This window comes from Halolactibacillus miurensis (genome assembly GCF_900116255.1).
GTDB classification, from domain to species: Bacteria; Bacillota; Bacilli; order Bacillales; family Amphibacillaceae; genus Halolactibacillus; species Halolactibacillus miurensis.
In genome coordinates, this window is the sequence record NZ_FPAI01000009.1 from 33,292 (window position 1) to 57,062 (window position 23,771).

The 23,771-nt window shown below is 38.2% G+C and carries 22 protein-coding genes and 1 riboswitch; of the genes, 15 read left to right on the forward strand and 7 right to left on the reverse strand.

Annotated features, from left to right (window positions below; translation table 11 throughout):
- Nucleotides 1-149: 149 nt before the first annotated feature.
- The 10 genes from BM390_RS07390 to BM390_RS07430 all read left to right on the forward strand — a co-directional run bounded on the left by BM390_RS07390 (nt 150) and on the right by BM390_RS07430 (nt 9,611).
- Nucleotides 150-2,735: a phage tail tape measure protein gene (locus BM390_RS07390; protein ID WP_089853940.1), complete on the forward strand. Its 2,586-nt coding sequence runs from the start codon at nt 150-152 to the stop codon at nt 2,733-2,735.
- Complete coding sequence (locus tag BM390_RS07395; protein ID WP_089853943.1) at nt 2,732-3,535, forward strand: phage tail domain-containing protein; 804 nt, start codon at nt 2,732-2,734, stop codon at nt 3,533-3,535. The genes BM390_RS07390 and BM390_RS07395 overlap by 4 nt, the downstream gene beginning before the upstream one ends.
- Nucleotides 3,536-3,539: 4 nt before the next feature.
- Nucleotides 3,540-5,003 carry an SGNH/GDSL hydrolase family protein gene (locus tag BM390_RS07400; protein ID WP_089853947.1) on the forward strand — a complete coding sequence of 488 codons (1,464 nt, stop codon included), beginning with the start codon at nt 3,540-3,542 and terminating at the stop codon, nt 5,001-5,003.
- A gap of 61 nt (nt 5,004-5,064) precedes the next feature.
- The gene (locus tag BM390_RS07405) at nt 5,065-5,958 is read left to right on the forward strand and encodes an SGNH/GDSL hydrolase family protein (RefSeq protein ID WP_177220669.1); all 894 of its coding nucleotides are present in this window, start codon (nt 5,065-5,067) and stop codon (nt 5,956-5,958) included.
- A gap of 85 nt (nt 5,959-6,043) precedes the next feature.
- Nucleotides 6,044-7,879 carry a phage tail spike protein gene (locus tag BM390_RS07410; RefSeq protein WP_089853953.1) on the forward strand — a complete coding sequence of 612 codons (1,836 nt, stop codon included), beginning with the start codon at nt 6,044-6,046 and terminating at the stop codon, nt 7,877-7,879.
- On the forward strand, nt 7,879-8,055 hold the full coding sequence (locus BM390_RS15470; RefSeq protein ID WP_177220670.1) for a hypothetical protein: 177 nt from the start codon (nt 7,879-7,881) through the stop codon (nt 8,053-8,055). The genes BM390_RS07410 and BM390_RS15470 overlap by 1 nt, the downstream gene beginning before the upstream one ends.
- A gap of 4 nt (nt 8,056-8,059) precedes the next feature.
- Nucleotides 8,060-8,341 carry a hypothetical protein gene (locus BM390_RS07415; protein ID WP_089853956.1) on the forward strand — a complete coding sequence of 94 codons (282 nt, stop codon included), beginning with the start codon at nt 8,060-8,062 and terminating at the stop codon, nt 8,339-8,341.
- Nucleotides 8,331-8,588 (forward strand): phage holin, encoded by a 258-nt coding sequence (locus BM390_RS07420; RefSeq protein WP_307725275.1) that lies wholly within the window; start codon nt 8,331-8,333, stop codon nt 8,586-8,588. The genes BM390_RS07415 and BM390_RS07420 overlap by 11 nt, the downstream gene beginning before the upstream one ends.
- Nucleotides 8,589-8,590: 2 nt before the next feature.
- Nucleotides 8,591-8,794, forward strand: a complete 204-nt coding sequence (locus tag BM390_RS07425) for an Acb2/Tad1 domain-containing protein (protein ID WP_089853959.1) — start codon at nt 8,591-8,593, stop codon at nt 8,792-8,794.
- Nucleotides 8,795-8,822: 28 nt separating this feature from the next.
- On the forward strand, nt 8,823-9,611 hold the full coding sequence (locus tag BM390_RS07430; RefSeq protein WP_089853963.1) for a M23 family metallopeptidase: 789 nt from the start codon (nt 8,823-8,825) through the stop codon (nt 9,609-9,611).
- Nucleotides 9,612-9,653: 42 nt separating this feature from the next.
- Here BM390_RS07430 and BM390_RS07435 read toward each other — a convergent pair whose 3' ends face one another.
- From BM390_RS07435 to BM390_RS07445, 3 genes are all read right to left on the reverse strand, one after another.
- A complete protein-coding gene (locus BM390_RS07435) occupies nt 9,654-10,112 on the reverse strand; it encodes a hypothetical protein (protein WP_089853966.1) in 459 nt (152 codons plus the stop codon).
- Between the two features lie 74 nt (nt 10,113-10,186).
- On the reverse strand, nt 10,187-10,387 hold the full coding sequence (locus tag BM390_RS07440; RefSeq protein ID WP_089853969.1) for a hypothetical protein: 201 nt from the start codon (nt 10,385-10,387) through the stop codon (nt 10,187-10,189).
- 372 nt (nt 10,388-10,759) lie between these two features.
- Nucleotides 10,760-11,365: a hypothetical protein gene (locus BM390_RS07445; RefSeq protein ID WP_089853972.1), complete on the reverse strand. Its 606-nt coding sequence runs from the start codon at nt 11,363-11,365 to the stop codon at nt 10,760-10,762.
- Between the two features lie 263 nt (nt 11,366-11,628).
- On the opposite strand from BM390_RS07445, the gene murB reads away from it, so the two are divergent.
- The 5 genes from murB (at nt 11,629) to ribH (ending at nt 16,455) form a co-directional block, all read left to right on the forward strand.
- Entirely contained in the window at nt 11,629-12,546 is a 918-nt protein-coding gene (murB, locus tag BM390_RS07450) for a UDP-N-acetylmuramate dehydrogenase (protein WP_062323371.1), read from the forward strand.
- A gap of 85 nt (nt 12,547-12,631) precedes the next feature.
- A riboswitch (FMN riboswitch) is annotated at nt 12,632-12,783 on the forward strand.
- A gap of 175 nt (nt 12,784-12,958) precedes the next feature.
- Nucleotides 12,959-14,044 (forward strand): bifunctional diaminohydroxyphosphoribosylaminopyrimidine deaminase/5-amino-6-(5-phosphoribosylamino)uracil reductase RibD, encoded by a 1,086-nt coding sequence (gene ribD, locus BM390_RS07455; RefSeq protein ID WP_062323373.1) that lies wholly within the window; start codon nt 12,959-12,961, stop codon nt 14,042-14,044.
- Between the two features lie 2 nt (nt 14,045-14,046).
- Nucleotides 14,047-14,697, forward strand: a complete 651-nt coding sequence (ribE, locus tag BM390_RS07460; RefSeq protein WP_062323375.1) for a riboflavin synthase — start codon at nt 14,047-14,049, stop codon at nt 14,695-14,697.
- Nucleotides 14,698-14,709: 12 nt separating this feature from the next.
- Nucleotides 14,710-15,903: a bifunctional 3,4-dihydroxy-2-butanone-4-phosphate synthase/GTP cyclohydrolase II gene (locus BM390_RS07465; protein WP_062323376.1), complete on the forward strand. Its 1,194-nt coding sequence runs from the start codon at nt 14,710-14,712 to the stop codon at nt 15,901-15,903.
- A gap of 87 nt (nt 15,904-15,990) precedes the next feature.
- Complete coding sequence (ribH, locus tag BM390_RS07470) at nt 15,991-16,455, forward strand: 6,7-dimethyl-8-ribityllumazine synthase (RefSeq protein ID WP_062323378.1); 465 nt, start codon at nt 15,991-15,993, stop codon at nt 16,453-16,455.
- A 796-nt stretch (nt 16,456-17,251) separates the two neighbouring features.
- Here ribH and BM390_RS07480 read toward each other — a convergent pair.
- From BM390_RS07480 to BM390_RS07495, 4 genes are all read right to left on the reverse strand, one after another.
- Entirely contained in the window at nt 17,252-18,127 is an 876-nt protein-coding gene (locus BM390_RS07480; protein ID WP_062323382.1) for a hypothetical protein, read from the reverse strand.
- 470 nt (nt 18,128-18,597) lie between these two features.
- Nucleotides 18,598-20,619, reverse strand: a complete 2,022-nt coding sequence (locus BM390_RS07485) for an ABC transporter ATP-binding protein (protein WP_089853975.1) — start codon at nt 20,617-20,619, stop codon at nt 18,598-18,600.
- A complete protein-coding gene (locus BM390_RS07490) occupies nt 20,616-22,364 on the reverse strand; it encodes an ABC transporter ATP-binding protein (RefSeq protein WP_089853978.1) in 1,749 nt (582 codons plus the stop codon). Before BM390_RS07490 ends, BM390_RS07485 begins: the two co-directional genes overlap by 4 nt.
- A 785-nt stretch (nt 22,365-23,149) precedes the next feature.
- Complete coding sequence (locus BM390_RS07495; protein ID WP_062323383.1) at nt 23,150-23,623, reverse strand: glutathione peroxidase; 474 nt, start codon at nt 23,621-23,623, stop codon at nt 23,150-23,152.
- Nucleotides 23,624-23,771 lie beyond the last annotated feature (148 nt).

A 23,771-nucleotide genomic window follows, 5' to 3' on the forward strand; every position in this document is an offset into this window, starting at 1 on the left:
CAATACGCCGATTTAGAAGTTTATACGATTGGCATGTGCTTAGATTACATCGATGAATATGTCGAACATAACAGTAAAGACGGTAAGAAGAAAGAACGACGAGCAATTCAAGCAGATTATGATTCTTTCTAGAATCGAGGTGAGTAATATTGGCTAAAAAAATTCGTGGGATAAGCATTGAAATCGATGGTGACACACGCGGATTAGATAAAGCGCTACAAGACGTCAACAAACGTTCTAGCACACTAAATAGCGAGTTAAGAGACGTCGAACGCTTATTGAAATTTAATCCTGGTAACGTTGAGTTGCTAGAACAAAAACAAAAACTATTAAGTGATCAAGTCGAGAATACATCTGACAAGCTTAATCAATTGAAAGATGCTGAAAAGCAAGTACAAGACCAATTTAAAAAAGGCGACATCAAGGAAGAACAGTACAATGCTTTTCGTCGTGAAATCATCAAGACAGAAAGCCAGTTAAATGGCTTTAAAGATAAGTTAGCAACTGTGGACGATGGTAAAGAGTTAGACAACCTAGAGAGAGATATGAAAGACGTGAAGAAAGAAGCCGGTAAAGCAGAAACTGCCGTCGGAGAATTAGGTACGGCTATCGGAGGAATCGCAGCCGCCGGAGGAATCGCAGGTGTTATTGATCAATCGCTTGGATTTTCTGAATTACAAACGCAGATTGATATTTCTTTTAATGTTCCCGAAGAATCAAAAAAAGCAGTTAAAGATGCGATTAAACAGATTGAAACATACGGTATCGATGGAGAAGAAGCGCTTGAGGGTGTTAGACGTCAATGGGCATTAAATGCTGATGCGAGCGATGAATCTAATGCTAAAGTAATTAAAAGCGCAGGTGCTATCTCAAAAGCTTATTCTGGTATAGACTTTACAGAACTAATACAAGAAACAAATGAAATAGCTGAAACGTTGGCTATTAGTGATGAAGAAGCGTTAGGGCTTGCTAATTCTTTATTTGAAGCGGGATTTCCGCCAGAACAAATCGATATTATCGCCGAGTATGGTCAACAGTTAGCCGCAGCGGGGTATAGTGCCGAAGAAATTCAAGGGATAATGGCGGCGGGAGTAGAAGCCGGTTCGTGGAACATCGATAACTTACTTGACGGACTCGGAGAAGGTAGAAAGCTATTATCTGAGTTTGGTCAAGAAGTACCTGATTCGATGGCGGAATTACTTGAAAAGACGGATATTTCGGCGGAACAGTTTCAAAATTGGGGTAAAGCCGTTGCCGGTGGTGGAGAAGATGGCAAACAGGCAATGCTTGACGTCGCTAAAGCGTTAGAACAAGTGGAAGATGATACGACTAAAAATGCTTTAGGCGTGGCAACATTTGGAACGATGTATGAAGAACAAGGCGATAAGATTTTTGATGCGCTTAAAGGCGCTGAGACAGCTACGTTTGATTTAGGTGAAGGTGTAGACGCAACCGCAGAAAAAGTTGAGAAAATAGACGAATCACCTATCACTAAAATGCAAGAATCATTTAACAAAGTCAAAGAATCACTAGCGCCATTATTTGAAGAAGTAGCCGAATTTGTCACGATCATTGCTGATTGGATTGCTGAAAATCCTAAACTAACAGCAACGATCATTGCTATTGCGACAGCTTTTACTGTAATAATCGGGATAGTTGTTGTTCTAACACCTATTTTTACCGCATTAAGTGCAGCCGCCGCCGCGATAGGGATAAGTCTAGGGGCATTAATCGGAATTATTGCCGGTGTGGTCGCAGCGATAGCTTTATTAGTAGCAGGATTTGTTCTCGCTTACAATAAGCTCGATTGGTTTAAAGAAACAGTCGATTTAGTGTGGAACTTCATCAAAGAAACATTCAGTAATGCGCTAGAATTTTTAAAAGCATTAATGACTGGTGATTTTACTCGTATGAAAGAAATTGCGAGCGAACAACTGGAGTTAACGCGGGAATTTATCGCGAATATAATCGAGAAGATTAAAGAAATATTTTTAATAGGACTAAAATTTATATCTGACAAACTCGGTCTTGACTTTGAACAAATGAAAAACGCGGTTAAAAGCGCGATGGAGTTAATCGGTAGTATAATCGAATCTGTATTTGGTTATGTGAAAAACACATTCAAGAACGCACTAAAATTCATCGTTTCTCTATTAACTGGCGACTTCCAAGGTATGGCTGACGCTGTATCAGATCAGATGGATAATATTTGGACGACAATCACTGACATCTGGGATTCGGTTATGAATTTCTTTGATGAAGTTGATTTGTTTCAGATTGGTAAAGATATTATGAAGGGTTTGGTAAACGGTATCAAAGACATGGGTGGAGCTGTTGCTGATGCTGTTGGTGGTGCTGTTACTGGCGCTATCGATTGGGCAAAAGGATTGCTCGACATTAATTCTCCATCACGTGTATTCGAGCAGATTGGACAATTCACTGGCGAGGGATTCGAGCAAGGTATTTTAGGCACAACAAATAGAATTAATCAAGCAAGTGCTAAAATGGTTGAAGCGTCTATACCTACCATTCCTAGATATGATTTAAACGGTAATGGTGGCGTTTCTACTCAATCACAATCAAACACTCAACCAACGGTAAATAACGACATGAGAGGTCTATTTGATGGTGCTGTATTCAACGTCAGAGAAGAAAGTGACATAAGAAAGATTGCAAGAGAATTAAAAACACTGATTGATAGTGAATCTCGTGGAAGAGGGGTGAGAACGATATGATTATTTTAGATGGTCAATATAAATTAAGCGACTTTGGTTTAATCGAAGAAACCGGTCACGATCATCCCTCGACACCGTCGTTTAGTAACGTCACATTTGACGCAACTGGACGCGATGGCTTGCAATACATGGACACAGACATTGAAACGAAAACGTTCTTTGTTCCGGTCGGCATTGTCGAACATGACAAAGTGATTAAACAAAAGAAGTTGCGAGATTTCGCGAGATTTTGGTTAGATGATTACGCTAAACCGCGTGAAGTTAAGTTATCGCTTGATTATGAAAAAGAAAAAGAATACACTGTCCGATTAAATGAGCGTATCAATCCGACACGTTTAGTAAATGCTGGACGTTTTAATTTATTCTTAACAGCGTATGATCCTTATGCTTATAACAACGTCTTACAAGATGAAATTAACTGGGGTTCAGAAACGATTGACTTTGAAGATAGTTATTTACTTGGTCATGAGGGTTCGACAACAGAACAGACGTTAACAGCACCTGCGACACTTAATTACTGGTGTGAGGGATTGGCACTTAAACCTAAAATTTTGATTAGTGGTAGCGCTGATAATCTCGTTATTAAAAACGGAACGCAGGAAATTATTTTCCCGGACTTTGCTAACGCTGATTGGTCAATTGATTGCAAAGAGTATGAAGTATTGTTAAATGGCGCAGAAAACTTTAACGCATTGAAGTTACGTGATTTTTGGCTGTATAACGGAATGAACAATGTAGAAATAACAGGAAGTAATATAAATATCACGATAAGATTTGTTTATCGTGACAAATGGGAGTGATAAAATGGCTGAATTAATTAATAGAGATGATAGTCTTAATACAGGTAGAGTTAAATTAAATAACGCTATAAAAGCTTTTAATGAAACCGTTGTTGAAGGTGATTCGAGCGTTGAAGCAGCGCAAGCTAGAGTTAATGCGGACAACACGGTGACATACGACACGTTAAAAGATCGTTTAGATGCAGAGCATACGGAAGTTAACGCACAGTTGGAACAAAAAGCGAATCAAGATTACGTAGATACTCAACTATCCAACATTTCTGACGGATCTCCAAAAGGCGTGTATTCAAACTTGACTGATTTACAAAATGCACACCCTACTGGTGCAACGGGTATATACGTTGTAACACTAGATGGTAAGTGGTATTACTGGAACGGTTCACAATGGACAGCGGGAGGAACTTATCAGGGTACTGTTATTGCGGACAAAACCATTGCAGCTAACATGTTAAAATCAGATTTTAATTATCGTGGTTTTTTCTTTGGAGATACGTATGATGCAAATAATTTACTAGAAGAAGGTCGATATTATGTTGCTTCAACGGTTCTAAATTTACCAAAAAGAAATTATTTTGGAACAGAAGCTGTATCGGTAATTCTTGAGGTTGAACGATACAATACAAGAATCGTGCAAAAAGCTAGACCGATTAACTATCCGAATGAAGTTTATTATCGTTATACTGATTCTACTTTCGCTGGCGTGAAATGGGTTTGGTTACAAAGAGAAAACCAACCGTTATGGGGTAAAAAGGTTATTTTAATGGGTGATAGTTTAACAGCTCAAGGCAAACAGCACTTGACGATTTGGGAGAAAACGGGTGCGGAAGTTGACCGCATAGCCATCGGTGGTACGACCATGAGTAACCACGGTAATAGTGCCGATTATTCCAAACTATCCTTTTACTCATTAGCAAATGCGATTTCTACTGGCGACTTCACCGAACAAGATACAGCAGTTGCAAACATCTTTAGTTCATCTGGTGGAGCAACAGACTTAAATGTGTGGCTCACGAAGTTCAAAGCAATTGACTGGAATACAGTCGATTACATCATCCTTAGATATGGTACAAATGACCATGCGATGGACAATCCAATTGGACTAATTGACCGGACAAACTTTGATACATCAACCTATGTTGGGGCGTTTAATCAAGGGGTTAAAGACATATTGGAAGCATACCCGCACATTCGTATTTTCGTAGCAACGCCATTATGGAGGTATAGCTCTAACATTGGTGCTGGTGGAGATAGTGATGTGACGCCGAATAACAACGGAGATTACATGGTTGATTTTGTAGATGCTTTGGAAACTGCGAGCGGTTTTAATCACCTACCATATCATGACTATTACCGTCATAGTGGCATTAATTCTTATACTAATACTCATTATCTATCAGACCAAACGCATCCAAACGACGCTGGAAGTAAATTGATAGGTACAATTGATAGCTATTTTTTAATTAGATAGAACCTATTAGTATTTTTGTGTTATCATATAAACATTATATGGTGAAAGGTGTGTTGTTATGATGAGAAATAAGACAATATTAACATGGGGTTTGTCTATATTTATGTTATTTTTACTTATTTTTATTGTATTTATAGACGAAAAAAATAACGAATTTATTTTAGAAGATGATGAAAGAATTATAGATAATGCCACGCAAGTTGAAAATAAAGATACGCTTAAAGGTAAAGTGATGGTGTCTTTTGGTGATTCAGTCACCGAATTTGGCGATTATACAGATGTTATATCAAGAAGAACAAGAATGACAGTCTATAATATAGGGTTTGGTGGTACCAGAATGGCACATCATACTTCAACTGATTATGACCCTTTTTCATTCTCTTATCTCGTTAAATCTATAGTAAATAATGATTTTAACGAACAACAATCATTAATAGACAAGGACAATCCATTTTCGCCAAGATTCAAATTGCATTTTAAAAATCTAAAAGAAATCGACTTTTCTAACGTTGATTTCATTTCGGTTTTTTTGGGAACAAATGACTACATGGGTACTAAATATGGTGGAGTTGTACCACTTGGTAACGAAACAGATTCTACCAGAGATACGTTTTATGGCGGAATCAATGTTGCGGTAGAAATATTGAAGGAAGCCTATCCTAATATTGAAGTTATTTTTGTAACTCCTACTTGGAGAATGAATAATGAGCAATTGGGCGGTGGAAGTGCCGAAGAAAATCCAAATGAAGATGGTTATTATTTAATTGAATATGTTGATGCGTTAATTGATAGAGGAGAATATTACAATATTCCAACACTCGATCTATATAGAGAAAGCGGAATCAATAAAGAGACTCAATCAATTTATTTAGCGGATGATGTTCATCCAAACGATGAAGGATTTAAACATATAGGTAATATGATTAGTGACTTTATAATAAGTTATTATAAGTAACGTTGAACCAAACTATGCGTTAAATGAAGCACGAGAGATCTCTTTTTAGAGGTCTCTTTTTATTTTCAAAGAAAGGGGTGATAACTTGTTAATTGTAAAAGACAGCGATATGAAAGAGTTAGGCATATTAAAAAACGCTAAAAACGTCGGTGTTGAACTTAGAACTAACGAAGTATCAACAGCATCATTTACATTGCCTGCAAATGATTCAAAAAACGATTTATGCACGCATTTTAATTTTGTTGACTTTTATGGAAAATCCGGTCGATTTTACGGAACGTTCCGCATCATGCCGAGAAGCACAAGAAAAAACAGTAATACAAATGAAATCACGTACAGTTGTGAACATGTTTTTGCGACGCTTCTAGACGATATCATGGACGGCTATCATCAGTTTACGAACTGGACGACAACGGAAGTATTAGAGTACATTTTATCATTGCAGGACGTTCAAAATTTCGTCTTAGGTACTGTTGATTTCACTAAGTATTTTCATTACTCGTTCGAAAACGAAAACGGTCTACTAGCGCCGATATTAAGTATTCCACAACCATTTAATGAGCCGTATGAATTTACATTTGACACAAGTGTTTATCCGTGGAAATTAAATCTCATATCTTCATCAAGTGAAGTTAAATCAGAAATAAGAGAAGGTAAAAACTTAATAGATTTTGAAGAATACTCAAATCCGGAAGAAATCGTGAATTATATTATTCCAAAAGGTTCTGGTGAGGGTGTGAATCAATTAACGATTGCTGATGTAAATAACGGCAGTCGTTTTTTATATGACCAAGATTCAATTGATCTGTATGGCAAGAAAAAATACATCTGGATTGACAAACGTTTTGACGATGCGCAAGCACTTAAAGACAGCGCGCAATCATTACTTGACCAGTGGAAACAACCAAAATTAAGTTTTCCATGCACAAGCGCTGATTTGTCTGTTTTAAAAGGTGAAGCGAAAAACTTATTAAACACAGTAACGCGCATTTACGTCGGTGACACGATACATGAAGCGCGTTTAATCAATGAGAGACGTCCAGATATATTGCTCAACGAACACAACGTGTCTTATGACGTAAACAGTCGTTTAGATGATATTGCAACGACGCAGACAGACTTGAAACGTAAACAACAGGTCAACGAAGCGTATTCGCAAGGTGCGACAAACATTATGGTCGTTCCTGCACAAGATAACGCCGATTCAACGCATCCACTCGTTATTCCGTTTGTTATTGATGATGATGTGGTTAATGTTAATACGTGTGAGTTGTGGCTGAGAACGAAAGCATTTAGAGCATATAGCGAAGCAACTGGTGGCGGTGGTGCAACTGTTAAATCAACATCAAGTGGCGGTGGAACAAGCACATCGACTTCTAGCGGTGGTGGTACAAGCAAGTCAACTTCTAGTGGCGGTGGAAGTGTTCAAAGTAGTGGGTTAGCTAACGGTTGGGAAACAACATTAATTCCTTATGTGACAGGTGACGACTTCCCTTATTTCGATTCACCACACAAGCACGGCGTTACGATTGATTTAGCTGATTTTCAGCATCATCATACAACAGACTTACCCGCGCACACGCACGATTTTGACGTACCTAACCATACGCATGATTTTGCGGTTCCTGCTCACACGCACGACATTGATTTACCAGACCACACGCATGATATTAATCACGGAATCTACGAGCTTAACGAAACACCTAGCAACGTGACGATTAAAGTCGACGGTAATACGGTATCGTTTAGCGGAACGAGTGGTGATCGTATTGATTTAATCGATTATATCGGCAAGGATTCAGACGGAAAAATCACACGCGGTCGTCATGAAATTGAGTTATTGCCAAATGATTTAGCAAGAATTGAAGCTGAATTGATATTTAGAGTGTTCATCAGAAGTCACATTGGAGGTAATTACTAATGGTTAAATTAAAGGTCACGACACACAGCGGAGAAGAAGATGTTTTGGAAGTTGAAGTATATCGCCCGGAAGAAATCACCGCTAAACGCAACGACGGCGATATCCAAGCTATTCAGATTGGCGATAATTCCTATTCGCGGATTGATATTAAAAATATTAAAGTGGTGGAGGTTTGATAATGTGAGTTTAGTAACGATTAAAGATAGCTTGTACATTGCGGGGATAATGATTAGTGCTATTGTCGCCTTTTACAAGATAGCTAAAAATCTCAATACGACGCTATTAGATTTAAACTATCAAATCAGTAAGTTGAACGACAATATGACATATACACAGCAAGAAATGCGAAAAGCTAATCAAAAAACAGACGAAAGATTGAATAAAGGCGCAGAAAAAATGAACGATCATGAAGTAAGAATTACAAAACTTGAATCTTGGAAGGAGAATAGATATGAACATTAAAGTGAGGTTAAAAAACAAAACATTTTGGTTGAGCATTATCCCCGCTTTGCTTTTAGTAGGACAAATCGTTGGTTCTTGGTTTGGTTTTGAGGTGCCTGCCGACAAAATAAGCAATGAAGCAATTAATTTTATTAATGCTGTATTTGTCGTTTTGGCGTTGTTAGGTATCGTTAGTGATCCAACCACAAAAGGTGTTAAAGACAGCAAACAAGCGATGACATATACACAGCCGAAAGGAGACGAGTAACAATGAATCAACAAATTGAAAATAATTTTATGTACCATGCCCCAAAAGAAGGACAACCAGAAAAATACACAGCTATCCGAGAGAAAGCAAAAGAACTGGCTTACCTGATTGATGAGCAGTGTCCGAACAGCAGAGAAAAGTCTTTGGCGATTACCAATCTTGAACAATCGGTTATGTGGGCTAACGCTAGCATTGCACGAAACTAAATTTAAATAAAAAAAGGAGAGATTTAATATGGCACAAACATTTATTTGGCCAACAACGACAAAACGCGTGACAAGCCCATTTGGCTGGCGTCGTCATCCAATCACAGGCGAAGCTCAATCTAAACATAACGGGATTGACATCGCGAAGCCTGGTTCACGTCCTATTTTCGCAGCTGCTGACGGTGTAGTAAGACGTAGCTATACATCGACTTCATACGGCGAAACAATCATGATTGAACATGAAATTAATGGCGAGACTTGGGAAACAGTCTATGCACACATGCGAGAAAACTCACGACGTTTTAAAGACGGCCAACGCGTAGAACAAGGCGACGTCATTGGTCAGATGGGGGATACGGGCAACTCAACAGGTCAGCACTTGCATTTTGAATTGCATAAAGGCGGATTGTGGAATATGGCTAAGTCTAACGCTGTTGATCCAGAACAGTATTTAGAAAAAGATTTATATCCAGAAAATAATTTAGTTGTAGATGGAAAGTGGGGAAATGCAACAACAAAAGCATTGCAAAAAACTTTAGGTACTGTACAAGATGGTATTTTAAGTGATCAGTCTCGTAACGAAATCGCAGAAGCGCTTTACGGCACGACTGCAGAATTCGGCACCGGCAAAAAAGGTAGCTTAGTCATTAAAGCATTACAAAAGCTGCTTAAAGTTAAACAAGACGGTTTACTTGGTCCTGTTACAATCGGTGCGTTACAAGCTTATTTAGGTACTGTTAAAGATAATAAGTTAAGTCGTCCGTCACTAGTCGTTAAAGAGTTACAAAGACGATTGAATGCAGGTACGTTTAAATAGACAGAGTTAAAGCCCTTCACTAATCGTGAGGGGCTTTTTTATTTATTCAATGTAAGTCCTATAATTGTTCCTTAATTCTTCTAAAATGTGGCTTATTATCAAATTGTAATGAGTATACATTTTTTCATTATAAATATGCTCATCACCAACTAGATCTATTTGGTATTTTTCGCCGTCTATTTGTATAATAAGGTATATCAACTTTTCATCGAATAAATGCAAGTTAGCATATAAAATATCTCTAACATTACTTTCGTAAACTCTCCAATTGAAACTATTTCTTTGATTTAATGGAGCACCATGAATGAGTGGAGAATGGGTATCAGCTTTTATGATTTTACTATAGGCGATTAACCTTGCTCTTTTCTCTTCATCTAATCGTTTTTTTAACTCATGTTTAAAGCGTCTTTTATCAGAATTTGCTTGCGATTGATATGTTATAAATCCACCAATCACTACTCCAAACAACCCAGTAAGTGGTGGTAAAATTAATTCATACATTTAAAAAACTCCATTCTTTAGTCGTTTGCATATTGCTTAAGATGATCTAGTCTTTTGCTTCACATAATTAATACTTACCAACTCTTAAACAATTGACTATAACCATCTCTGTTCAAGAATGTGCCGTTATCCGAAACGATAAATATTTCCATAGGCGCATTAAATTTTGACCAACCTTCAGCAATTTGTTTAGCTTGAGATTCTGAATCAACTTTAAAACATTGAGTAATCATCCCACATTCATACATACCGACTTTCCAATAGTTGTGATTCATTTTAATCCTCCTCAGTTTTTGTCTTGTGATGTAATATTCTGTATTCGATAGCAAATATCCTGCTAATTGAAATAATTTTTTTCGTGATACAAATATGATACAAAGTGAGTAAAATTAAAGGTTTACTAACAGTCATAGTGACGTTAATAAACCTTTATAAATAAACGTATAGTGTTACTTTTAACATATAGTTATAACTTACTAACAGACTCCCACCGTCTCCACCAAAAAAGATATTGAGGTGACAAGAAAAGTGACCAACGTCTAAAATTATGGTCACTTTTAATATTTAAAGATAAACTCGCTTGTATAAAGTAATACCCAAAGTCCCGTTATACCAGCATTATGACATTATGTTAATTTTATTTGAATTTAAGATAAAGAAATAATGTCATCAATCACCCCTTCTAATTCAAATGACTGCAATATCTGATGAACATCGTCTGCTAATAGCCCAATCTGCAGAAAATAATTATCCTTTTGTCTGAGATAAGCATATTTGAAAAAGTCATTGCCCTCTGTATCTTTACGAATATCTTCAATCAAAAAGTCACCCGTATCATTTAAAACATCATTAATGGGATGATCAGTAGGCACTTGCCAGCCAATATATTCCGGGACGTTACTTAAGATAATTTCACGGTTCGCATTATAATAATGGATATCGTCTACATAGTATTTATCAGCTAATTGTTGTAATGATGTGTTAGTTGCCATATCAATCTCTTGGTTGATGCCCTGGGCTGATAGGGCTAATTTGTCATCTAAAAGTTTCGTAATTGTCGTGTAAGCTTCATTTGATTTTGCTAGTACATTAGAGTAAGCGATCGCAATGCGACTTGCCTCTGCTTCAAAATCATTAGTCGATCGTTTAATAGAATTAGTGGTTGCAATAAATGTGAGGAAGAAAAAAATAATCATCAAAGAAATAAAAGGTATAAGAAAGTACTTTAAGCGTAATTTATTAGGGTTGAGCATCTTTTTTCGCCTCCGGTTAAGCCATTAAAAGGAATGCCTAATCATGACAAATAAACAGGTTTAAAGATAATAAAAGGATATAATATTACATTCCCGTCATATAGAAATGTTAAGCGTCTTTTTGGGAAAAACCATACAAATACAGACAAAAAACAACTTTTTAGAAGTGGATTTTCCAGAGTGACTAGGATTTGTTTAGAGATGTTGTTGTGGAGTGTTTCTGTTATAATAGGTGAAGAATGTTGAGATAAAGGATGAAGAGTATGCGATTAGCTGAAGAAATAAAAAATAAATTGATCAAAGATTTACCCAGTGTTGAATTACATTTTAATGAACCAATGGGACAATATTTATATACCAAATTAGGTGGACCGGCAGATGTATTTGCTTTTCCTAAGTCGATTGAGGAAGTACAAGGCGTCGTAAAAGCTAGTAGAGAGTATCAGCTCCCGCTTACGTTACTCGGTAATGGATCGAACCTCATTATTCGAGATGGTGGGATCCGTGGGATTGTGATGAGCTTGTCGCACTTAAATACCATCACGGCTAAAGGTGATAGCGTGATTGCTGGAGGTGGGGCAACGATTATTGATACATCTTATTATGCTCTTGAAGCCTCTCTTTCAGGACTTGAATTTGCTTGTGGTATTCCAGGGACTGTCGGCGGAGCGGTATTTATGAATGCGGGTGCTTATGGCGGGGAAGTGAAAGATTGTTTAGCGTCAGTGACAGTGATGACTGAAACGGGAGAAGTACTTGATGTGAAGGCTTCTGATCTGGCTCTTGGTTACCGGACAAGTAATGTTGGTGAGAATAACTGGATTGTGTTAGAGGCGCGTTTTGCCCTAGTGAAAAAAGACCGACAAGAAATTAAAGCGATAATGGATGATTTAACAGAAAGACGTGAGACTAAACAGCCGTTAGAATATCCGTCGTGTGGCAGTGTATTTAAACGGCCACCGGGTCACTTTGCTGGAAAACTCATTCAAGATAGTGGTCTGCAAGGTAAAGGTATTGGTGGGGCAGAAGTGTCTACCAAACATGCTGGCTTTATCGTAAATAAAAATCATGCGACGGCCAGTGACTATATTGCCGTTATTGAAATGGTCCAACAGACAGTGAAAGACACCTTTGGTGTGGCATTAGAACGAGAAGTAAGAATTATAGGAGAAGAACTTTAAAGACCGTCTATGTGCGGTCTTTATTTTTTTGAACAAATGTCGTGCACCTTATAAAAAAGTATGTTAGAATGTGAGCAATCGAATAGTAATCTTTTGGGGCAGGGTGTAATTCCCGACCGACGGTAAGAGGTGAACGACAAACCTTAAGTCCGTGACCCGGATCAATCAATGATTGTGAAGGTGGATTTGGTGAAATTCCAAAGCCGACAGTGAAAGTCTGGATGGGAAAAAGATGAAACAAGAAATGACAAAGTGCAGGGATACGTCTGTAAATATACAGGCGAGGACTGTTTATTTGTTGATCATTTCTTTAATGTAAACACCCCAAGTCTTTTGATTTGGGGTGTTTTTTGACCAAAAAAGATCTATTTGAATAAAAATAATGAAAAGGTATCAAGGAAGGAGTGAAAAAATGAAGGATCAAGATTACATGGCGCTTGCCATTGAGTTGGCGAAAGGAACCGTAGGACAAACATCACCGAATCCATCCGTTGGCTGTGTGCTTGTGCGTGATGGTGTGATTGTAGGTCTTGGGAGTCATTTAGTTCCTGGAGAAGGCCATGCGGAAGTTTTAGCTATTCAACAAGCGGGTGACAAGGCTGAAGGCGCAACGGCGTATGTCACATTAGAACCGTGTTCGCATACAGGGAAAACACCACCATGTAGCCGTTTGTTAATTGATTCAGGGATTAAACGTGTGATTGTCGCAACGGAAGATCCCAATCCTTTAGTGAGTGGTCGCGGGATTAACTGGTTAAAAGATGCCGGATTATCCGTTGAAGTCGGCTTGATGAAAGAAGAAGCAGTCGCACTCAATCAAACGTTTTTTCACTTTATGAAAGAAAAACGACCATTTATCACATTGAAAGCGGCGATGACACTTGACGGGAAAACGGCCACGAAAACCGGTGATAGTCGTTGGGTGACAGGTGAGAAAGCACGAGAACATGTGCATCATATGCGAGCGAAATACGATGCGATTCTCATCGGTAAAGGCACGGCGGTAAAAGATAACCCAAGCCTAACGGTAAGGCAACCTGAATACGGTAAACATCCTATTCGGATTGTGCTAGCGAATGACTTACATTTGCCTGATCATTTAACGCTATTTCATGATGATCATCAAACGTATGTCGTTTGCGGGAAAGAAGCGGACATGGATGTGTTTAAAGAAAAACATCCAACGGTAGGTGTGATTCAGCTGTCAAGTCAACAAGTAGAGATTCCTGAATTACTTAAGCAGTTAGCCGAGTTGAATATTCAATCGGTCTATGTTGAAGGTGGCGAGACGGTGCATAAAAGCTTTGTTGAAAGTGGTTTTGTTGATGAGTGTCACGTCTATATTGCGCCTAAGTTACTGACAGGTAAAGATAGCTTTGGGGTGATTGGTGGTCAATCGCCAGAGTGGATGAACGATGCCTTTGCTTTATCATTTGAACATGTGGAACGAATAGGTGAAGATCTCTTTATTAAAGCCATCAAGAAAGCGGGGAATTAGTTGTGTTTACCGGAATTGTTGAAGAAAAAGGCACTTTACAAACCATCTCTAAAAACGGACGTAGTCTCGTCTTAACGGTTGGGGCGAAAAAAGTTCTCGGTGACGTGCATATTGGGGATTCCATTAGTGTGAACGGGGTCTGTTTAACGGTGACCCACTTTACAAAGGATCAGTTTTCCGTCGATGTGATGCCTGAAACGTATGCGGCGACGAATTTAAAAGATTTAGCTAAAGGAAGTTATGTGAATTTAGAACGGGCGATGCATGCGAATGGTCGGTTTGGTGGGCATTTTGTGTCTGGTCACGTTGATCATGTGGCGACGATTGAAAAGACGTGGCGTGATACGATTGCGAAATATGTCAAAATTACTGTTCCTTACGATAAATTGAAATATCTCACAGAGAAAGGTTCGGTGACCGTTGATGGAACGTCACTGACGGTTTTTCATGTGGATGAGACAAGTTTTACATTATCACTCATCCCAGAAACGCAAGCGGCGACCATTCTTGGCGCAAAAGAAGCAGGCGATACGGTTAATATTGAGTATGATGTCTTAATGAAATATATGGAGCGTCTGTTGACGCATCAAAGTCATGAGAAGCAATCATCAGGTATAACAGAAGATAAATTAAAAGATTTAGGGTTTTATTAAGGGGGGAGTAAGATGCATACGATTGAACAAGCACTTGAAGCATTAAAACGAGGAGAAGTCATTATTGTCATTGATGATGAGCACCGGGAAAATGAAGGGGATTTTATCGCTTTAGGTGAACATGCGACACCTGACGTCATCAACTATATGGCCACAAAAGGTAAAGGCTTGATTTGTACGCCGATTGAGAAGACACTGGCTGACAAGCTGCTGCTTACAGAGATGGTCTCCAGAAATACGGATGACCACGGAACGAACTTTTCTATTAGTATCGATCATGTTGATACGCATACAGGCATTAGCGCCTTTGAACGATCACAAACGATTCTTGCTTTATTAGAAGAAGGTAGTACGCCAGTTGATTTTAAACGACCCGGTCATGTGTTTCCACTGATTGCCGACCCTGATGGGGTTGTGAAGCGACCAGGACATACGGAAGCAGCTATTGATTTAGCTAAACTTGCGGGCGCAAAACCTGTTGGGGTTATTTGTGAAATTATGCGAGAAGATGGACAAATGATGCGCACAAGTGAATTAAAAGCCTTCGCAGAAGCAGAAAGTCTTGTGATGATTACGATCGAACAACTGGTCGAGTACCGAAAAAGGCATGATAGACTCGTGACGCGTGAAGCGAATATTCAGCTACCAACGTCACTTGGTGATTTTAAGATGGTTGGCTATGTTGAAAAAGTCACCGGTAAAGAACATGTAGCACTCATTAAAGGTAATCTAACGAAAGAAGAAGCACCACTCGTTCGCGTGCATTCGGAATGTCTCACCGGCGATGTATTCGGTTCAAAACGCTGTGACTGCGGGCCGCAACTTGAGCGAGCGCTTGAAACGATTGAAGAACGTGGTGTGGGTGCTGTCATTTACATGCGTCAGGAAGGCCGCGGCATTGGGCTGATTAATAAACTAAAAGCCTATGAGCTTCAAGAACAAGGGTATGACACGGTTGAAGCCAATCACCAATTAGGATTTGGTGCAGATCTACGTGATTATTCTATTGCGGCTCAAATTTTAAAAGATTTAGGGCTTGAAACAATTACGTTAATGACGAACAATCCGAGAAAGCTAGAGGGCTTAACGCGTTATGGGATTAATATTAATGAACGCCAAGCGATTGAAATAACAGCGAATGAAAACAATGCAGACTACCTAAAAACAAAAAGCACGAAACTTGGTCATTTATTTTCGGATAAGTGATAGCGGGCCGCTGTTAATAGCTGACTAAAATGATTGATTAAATAGTATAACGATAAAAATACTGAGTGAAAATAGGAGGAAATAGACATGGTAAACACAGTACAAAGCACATTAGTAGGCACAGATTTAAAGATTGGGATTGTCGTAGGGAGATTTAACGAATTTATTACCGGGAAGTTACTCGGCGGGGCAGAAGATACGTTAAAGCGTCACGGTGTAAAAGATGAAGATATTACCGTTGCGTGGGTACCGGGAGCTTTTGAGATTCCGTTAATCGCAAAGAAAATGGCGGCATCAAAGAAGTATGATGCAGTGATTACGCTAGGGACGGTTATTCGTGGGTCAACGCCACACTTTGACTATGTATGTAATGAAGTGGCTAAAGGTGTTTCACAAGTGACAATGACAACAGACGTACCAACAATCTTCGGTGTCTTAACGACGGAAACGATTGAACAAGCGATTGAGCGTGCCGGTACAAAAGCAGGGAATAAAGGTGCGGATGCTGCTGTATCAGCGATTGAAATGGCTAACTTAGTCAAAGAATTTTAATGTTTTAAAATGAACATAAGCCCGGTCATTATTAGGTTTAATACCTAAAGATGACCGGGCTAAACATTTCTAGTTATATAGAAATGAGAAGAAGAGGTTACGTATTCACTCACCATAAAATACATTCGAAATTACATATTATCAACTAGTAAAATAATGCTTAAACGCTTTGTTTATACCTTTTAGCCCAATAATCAATGAGAGACTTCTCATTACTAATTCAGCAACGAGTAATGTCCCCATGTCACACTTTCTAGAAATGGCTGATATGCTAAATCCTTGTTTATGTAGTTGATGTACTTGTAAAATCACATGTATTTTTACACCCTTTACACCCACCTATTAATAAATCTATCATAACGCATGAGACTATTATTTGGTGTAAAAAGTGTTCATTTTTATCAGGAGAAATCTGTATACTTTATTTTAGCAGTTACATCACTCATTTTAAGATAAATGACTTAGAGTTTTATCTTAGAGTAAAAAGCAATACTACTTATTTGATTTCCTCTTGTAATTGTTATGCCACATAAAAATACTCATAACTGAGAAAAAAATTGCAAATACGAGAATATAATAATATAGAATACTATTTACATAGATTTCTTTATATCTCTCTATTGTATATGAGAAACCATATGTAATAATGCCCCAAAAAAATCCACCAAGTAATACTGTAGCTGTACTTACAATAGAAAGAAAGAATGGATATAGTACAAAAGCGAATACTTTGCCTTTATTAGCAATTTTTTCATACTTGTTCAACTTGATTCACTCCTATGTTTGATTGAAGTGATTATCTATTTGTATAATCAATTATTGAGTCTCGAAGAAAAGTGTCATAGCTGTAAACATATCCAACAGGACCTGTATATTTTAGAGTTTCTCTGCTAGGACTATCTATCATAACTCTAAGGTATTTTTTCCCGCTATTTTTATAATAATTCCAGCCTTTTACAATCCCTAACCAAGTTTCCCACTTAGTTTCATAATGTGCTTTAGTGTCTATATCCTTAGTCAATACTCCATTAATTAATGCTGAACTTAATGTTGCAGTGAGCGCGCCAGCTGCAATAGACCAAGTTACAGATCCACCTAAAGCAGAGATAAGTAAACTTACAGCAGTAGACAGAGTCATATCTCTTAAAAGGTGAATTTTTTTCTCTGATGTAAATGAACTACCACTACTTTTTTTATAGCCTTTAGTAGTATAACCAAAAATTAGATCTTTATATGACTTTACATAAGAATAGCCAGATGAATACGGAAAAGCACTGCTGGCATTCAGGACAATTAGGTTTGATGGACTTGCAATTTGAGTACTTGGTCCTATTTCATATGATGAAAGTTCACTTTTAGGATCAGCATCAGTGATTAAATCTTCTATATTGCTTTCTTCTACATTACTTAGTTTTCCATTATCATACTCTACTTCTACCAAAGTATTATTCTTTTTATCTACTTTGGAGGAATTTGTTATTTCATCGTTAAGATATTGTTTTATAGTTCCATCAGATTCTTGTACTAATGTAATTTTGTTATTATTTTCATCAACAAATGTAAAACTATTATCACTTTCAGAAGCAGAAGCGAAAACACTCATATTAAATGTGGGAATAAGTAACGAGAAACAAATAGCAATGGTCAAAAGGTATTTAGATGTTTTGTTCATAATCATACTCCATTCCTTAGTTTTGGTTTTACAAATCAGTGTCCTTTTTTAATTTGTAAATAAATTATATATATAATTATTAATAATGTAAATGTTTTTATTGCAATATTTTGTTAAATTTTTTCAGGATCCGAGGTACGACTTTTTCGGTCCTGAATGAAAATGATGACAGTAAAGGTCCTCACTTCATGCTTAATAATCTTATAGTATGTATTTCCTAATTGCAGTGGTCTCAATAATTCAGGACATAGGCTTGAGTTGTTGTGAATGTGTAGGTGAAATTATTTCGTTGCTGTCGAACGAACACATTTCGCTTTTAAACTCGTATTATGGGCGTACTTGTTTACTTTATAAAAAAGATGTCAGTGGGTTATTTTAGCAAACAATCTCTGTCTTACTAAACATCTCTTCACTGACATCAAATATTATAAAATTGATTTGTTCTGTCTGTTATCTCGTATGTTTTACTCTTACATTGCTTCTTCTATACCGGCTTGTTGCATCTTATACATCTGATAATAACTACCTTTTTCATTTAGTAATGACAGGTGTGTTCCGCGTTCAATAATTTCACCCTTATTTAGGACGATAATTTGATCTGCGTGTTGAATCGTCGAAAGTCGATGGGCAATTACGAGCATGGTCCGTCCTTTACTTAAAACATTCATCGCTTCCTGAATCATCATTTCTGTTTCAGAGTCGATATTAGCTGTTGCCTCGTCCAAGATAAGAATCGCTGGGTCAAAAGCTAACGCCCTTGCGAATGATAAAAGTTGACGCTGTCCGGTTGAGAATTCATTCCCATTTTCACCAACGGGCTCATCATACTGTCGTGGCAGCTTTTCGATAAAACGATCTGCCCCGACGGCTTTTAGCGCTTCAATCGCTTTATCGCGACTGATGTTTGGATCATTTAATGTGATGTTAGAAAGCACTGTCCCAGTAAAGATAAACGGGTCTTGTAAGACAATCGCCATATGTGCCCGTGTTTGTTGTCGCGTAAGTGTTTGTGTATCCATACCATCTAATTGAACGGTGCCGCTGTCAGGATCGTAGAACCGAAATAGTAAATTCATCACGGAGCTTTTGCCAGAACCAGTATGGCCGACAAAGGCGGTTGTTTCACCTGGTGCAACGTGGAAAGACAAATCATTTAAAATCGTCTCACCTTTGTCATAACCGAAAGTGACATGGTCAAATCTTACGTCACCTTTAATTCTAGGTAAAGTATTTTCTTCAATCACTTCAGTTTCTTCATCAAGTAACTGAAACACGCGTCCAGCTGAGACTCTTGCTTGTTCTAACTGAGGTAATTGATTGACCATTTGAGTCATCGGTTCGAATAGCCGCGTTAAATAATCAACAAAGGCATAGAGCAAACCAGTTGAGACGAGCATCGTCCCAGTCAAGGACTGGTTACCGAAGAACCAAATAAAGCTAAGAAACGCAATCCCGCGAAGGACATTCACTAAGTTGTATGATGTGAGCGCTGATAGGGCCACCATTTTCTTTTGATAGCGGTAATGCTTGTCATTTAACTGTTCAAACTCATTAGCTCGGTCATTCGTCCGTCTAAAGGCTTGAATAATCGGCATCGTTTGGATGGATTCATTAATAGATGCGTTAATATCGCTATTAACTGAACGAATCACTTCATTGTATTTCCCGGCATACGCTTTATAAAACTTCATAAACAACATGAGGAGGGGCAATAACATGAGACTCATCGTTGCCAAGGTTGGATTTAATAAATAAAGGGCAATAATAATACCCGCCATATAAATAAATCCGTTCACAAATGTTTCTAATACCCGGACATACAGTTCTTTAATGGCTTCGGTGTCATTCGTCACCCGTGCTAAAATCTTCCCGGCTGGCATATTGACAAAATAGCGCATCGGTAAGCGCTCAACCGTTTCAAAGACATCATTCCGCATCGTTTGAATGATTTTATTCGCATGGACTTGTAATAAATACGTCTTTAGATATTGGAAGACGGAGGCAATTAAAATCAAGCCAAGATAAAGCGCTAACCAAAGCATAATGGGTTGTACTTCCGGTGTAAAAAAGTTAGCCGCGGTGCCAGCAGATAATTTTTCTGCTTGAAAATTTTCCGACTCAGACATAAGTGACTGTCCATCTTCTGACACGCGAAGTGTCTCACCAACCGGAACCTTACCTTCGGCGAGATAATAGTCACGGTTTACTTGAACAAATGTGACGGTACCAGTAACCACATCGTCCTCGTCTAACCGATCGGCTCTTTTTAAGTAGCGATCGTTGAGCTCAATCGTGTCGTTGTCATTATTGTTAGTGACTGTCGCCCACTCGGTTTGAACGCCAACGATGTGGCGGTCAATCACTTGTTTGGCGATGAACGGTCCAGTGAGTTCTAAGGCGACCGCAATAATGAGGGCAATGAGCGCAAACGTAATCGTTTGTTTGTTAATGAAAAGATAACGTAATAAACGTTTTTCTACAGAGGCTTTCATTCAGTCTCCACCTCCTCAGTCATTTGTTGAATCATAAATTGTTCTTTGTACCAGCCATTTTGCTGCATGAGAGTGTCATGGGTTCCGTGTTCTGTGATTTTACCGTCTGTCAGAACAATAATTTGGTCCGCATGGGTGACAGCTGATAAACGGTGAGCCGCAATCAAGGTTGTTTTTTGTTGGCGCTCTGCTTTTAAATGGTCAATAATTGTTGCTTCTGTTTTACCATCAACGGCAGATAAGGCATCATCTAAGATTAACATCTCAGGATCCATTAACAACGCTCGGGCTAATGATAACCGTTGTTTTTGACCACCCGATAATGTGACCCCACTTTCGCCTACAAGCGTATCAAGTCCGTTTGAAAGGGCATCGATATCAGACTTTAACGAAGTTGATGTCAGCATCTTATTAATCACGTCATCAGAGGCATGACCAACCCCAAATAAGAGATTCTCGCGTACCGTTTTAGAGAATAAAATGTGTTGTTGCGGCACGTAGCCAATCCACTCGCGCGTCAAATCAAGTGATAACTGATCAATAGGCACATCATTAATGCGTAAGTCGCCTTCTGGTGCAGGGTATTGTCTTAATAGTTGTTTGAATAACGTTGTTTTACCTGCGCCAGTTTTACCGACAATCCCAATCGTTTCCCCTTGTTTTATGTTTAAATGAATGTTTTTTAAGGCCGGCTCTTTTGAGCCTGGATAACGAAACGTTACGTCGTTAAATTGAATGACTTCTGGTTTCTTTACTTCAACCGGTTGTTTTGGTTCTTTCACGTCCGATTGTTGTTTTAAGACATGATTGACCCGGTCGAGGGACGCGTTCCCACGCTGCATCACATTAATGAGTTCACCAATCGCAAACATCGGCCAGATAATCATACCTAAATAGACGTTAAATGAGACAAGGTCGCCAATTGAGATACGGTTATCCATCACCATGATGGCGCCGTAACCTAAACCAATGGTGTAAGATATCCCGACAAGGATTTTCATCGTTGGTTCAAAGAAAGCTTCCATCTGAGCGACAGCTTTATTTTTAATAAACACGTCTTGTGTTTTTTCTTTAAAGCGTTCCAGGTCATGATTTTCCTGAACAAACGCCCTTGTGACACTAACCCCGCGGATGGATTCAAGGGTATAGTTGTTTAAGTCACTAAACGCTTCCTGAGCATCGGTAAAGCGTAAATGAATAATTTCTCCGTACTTATAAACAATAATGGCCATAATTGGCATTGGAATGAGGGCCATCAATGTCAATGTCCAGTTCACGGTAAAGCCCATCATTAAGACGATAAAAGACATGTATACCGTTGAATCGACAAGCGTTAAAATACCAAAGCCTGATGTCATCATGATGGCTTTTAAATCATTCGTGGCCCGGGCCATTAAGTCACCGGTCCGGTTTTTACTAAAGAATCGTGGGCTCATCATGAGAAAGTGACGCATTAACTTTGAACGTATTTGCCGTTCAAGCAACAAAGCACCGCTAAATAAAGTATAATCCCATAAAAACATAATCGCATACGTTAAAATGATGAGTCCGCCATATATGAGTAGTGTCTCAGTTAACGATTCTTTGGTCAGTTCGTTGAACTGAATGGCATCAATCGCATTCCCGACGAGTCTCGGGGGAATAAGGTCAAGGAAACTTGCGAACATAAGTGCCATAATTGCGACCAGATAACGTAACCATTGGTCTTTAAAAAACCAAGCTAACTTTTTAAATACTTGAAACATGTTGTTCACTCCTTTTCTAACACATAAACATTTGACTAGCCAAAGCCTTCTCCTTGGTTGTCATTTTTAATGGGTGTTCTTACTAACATTTCTTTTTCCTCCTTTTCGTTAATGATTGATTAAACGAAAAAAAGCACAGACATCCGAGACGTCTGTGCTAAACACCCATCTAAAAGTGATGGGTATACGCAAAAAAAGGTCACGAATATTCTCGTGACCACGTGGTTTGAAGATGTGCTAAATGTATCGATCAATCCTTACTTAACGTCAAAATGATAAGTAAAGATGAGCCGAATAATTTAGGCAAACATCATATCAGTGGAGGTCACGGTGAAATCATTTACTTGTGTCATAGGTGCGGGTTTTACAATGATTGAATTCATGATTGTGACCTCCTTTTCGTTTATTAATCAATAAACAAAGTATAGACCTATCAAAACTATCCGTCAACAGAAAAAAGAAAAAAAGACTAAAAAGTACATAATGTCCCAATATGATCATGAATATGTACTGACAGTTATTCATGATCAACACATCATCTAGTCACAATTCTCATTCATCAATAGCCTAAAATATGTTTAACTACCTATCGGTAAAATATCTAAAAACCGCCATATTTCGGCCCGTTATAATGGGTGTTAAAGTGTTACAATGAAAAGCATATCGCTATATGTTAGTAAGTACAAACATGAATTTTTTTGATAGATTATTAAATGTGACAAATAAAAACAGACAAAGAAGACATATATCACTAATGATTTATGTCTTCTTTGTCTGTTTTGTATTTAGAGTAACTTTTTTATCTCACCTTCAAACGCTTCTGGTTCTGTTTTTGGCGCAAAACGGTTGACGACATTGCCGTCTCGGTCAATGAGAAACTTGGTGAAGTTCCATTTGATTGCCCCGCCTAAGATGCCCGACTGTTGTTTGGTTAAGTACTTAAATAATGGATGGGCGTCTTTCCCGTTCACATTAATTTTACTAAACAGTGGAAAGGTGACGCCAAAATTAAGCTGGCATGCTTGACTGACTTCTTCGTCTGTCCCTGGTTCTTGATTTAAGAACTGATTACTCGGGAAACCTAATACGACAAACCCATCATCTTTGTATTTTTGATACAGTGTTTCGAGACTGTTAAACTGATTCTTTAACCCGCATTTTGTTGCCGTATTGACGATTAAGACAACCTTGCCTTTATAATCCTCAAGCGACTGCTCTTTATGATCGATTGTTTGGACGTTAAATTCATAAATACTCATACTTTTCCCTCCGTGTCATATATTAATTTTCATCTGATTTGGCTTTAGTTACGCACTGGTACGAATTAATAGCGAATGAGCCACTTCTTGTGTATACCCTATTGTTTAAAAGGTTAATCAATGATAAGCAGGTAAATAGAAGATATTA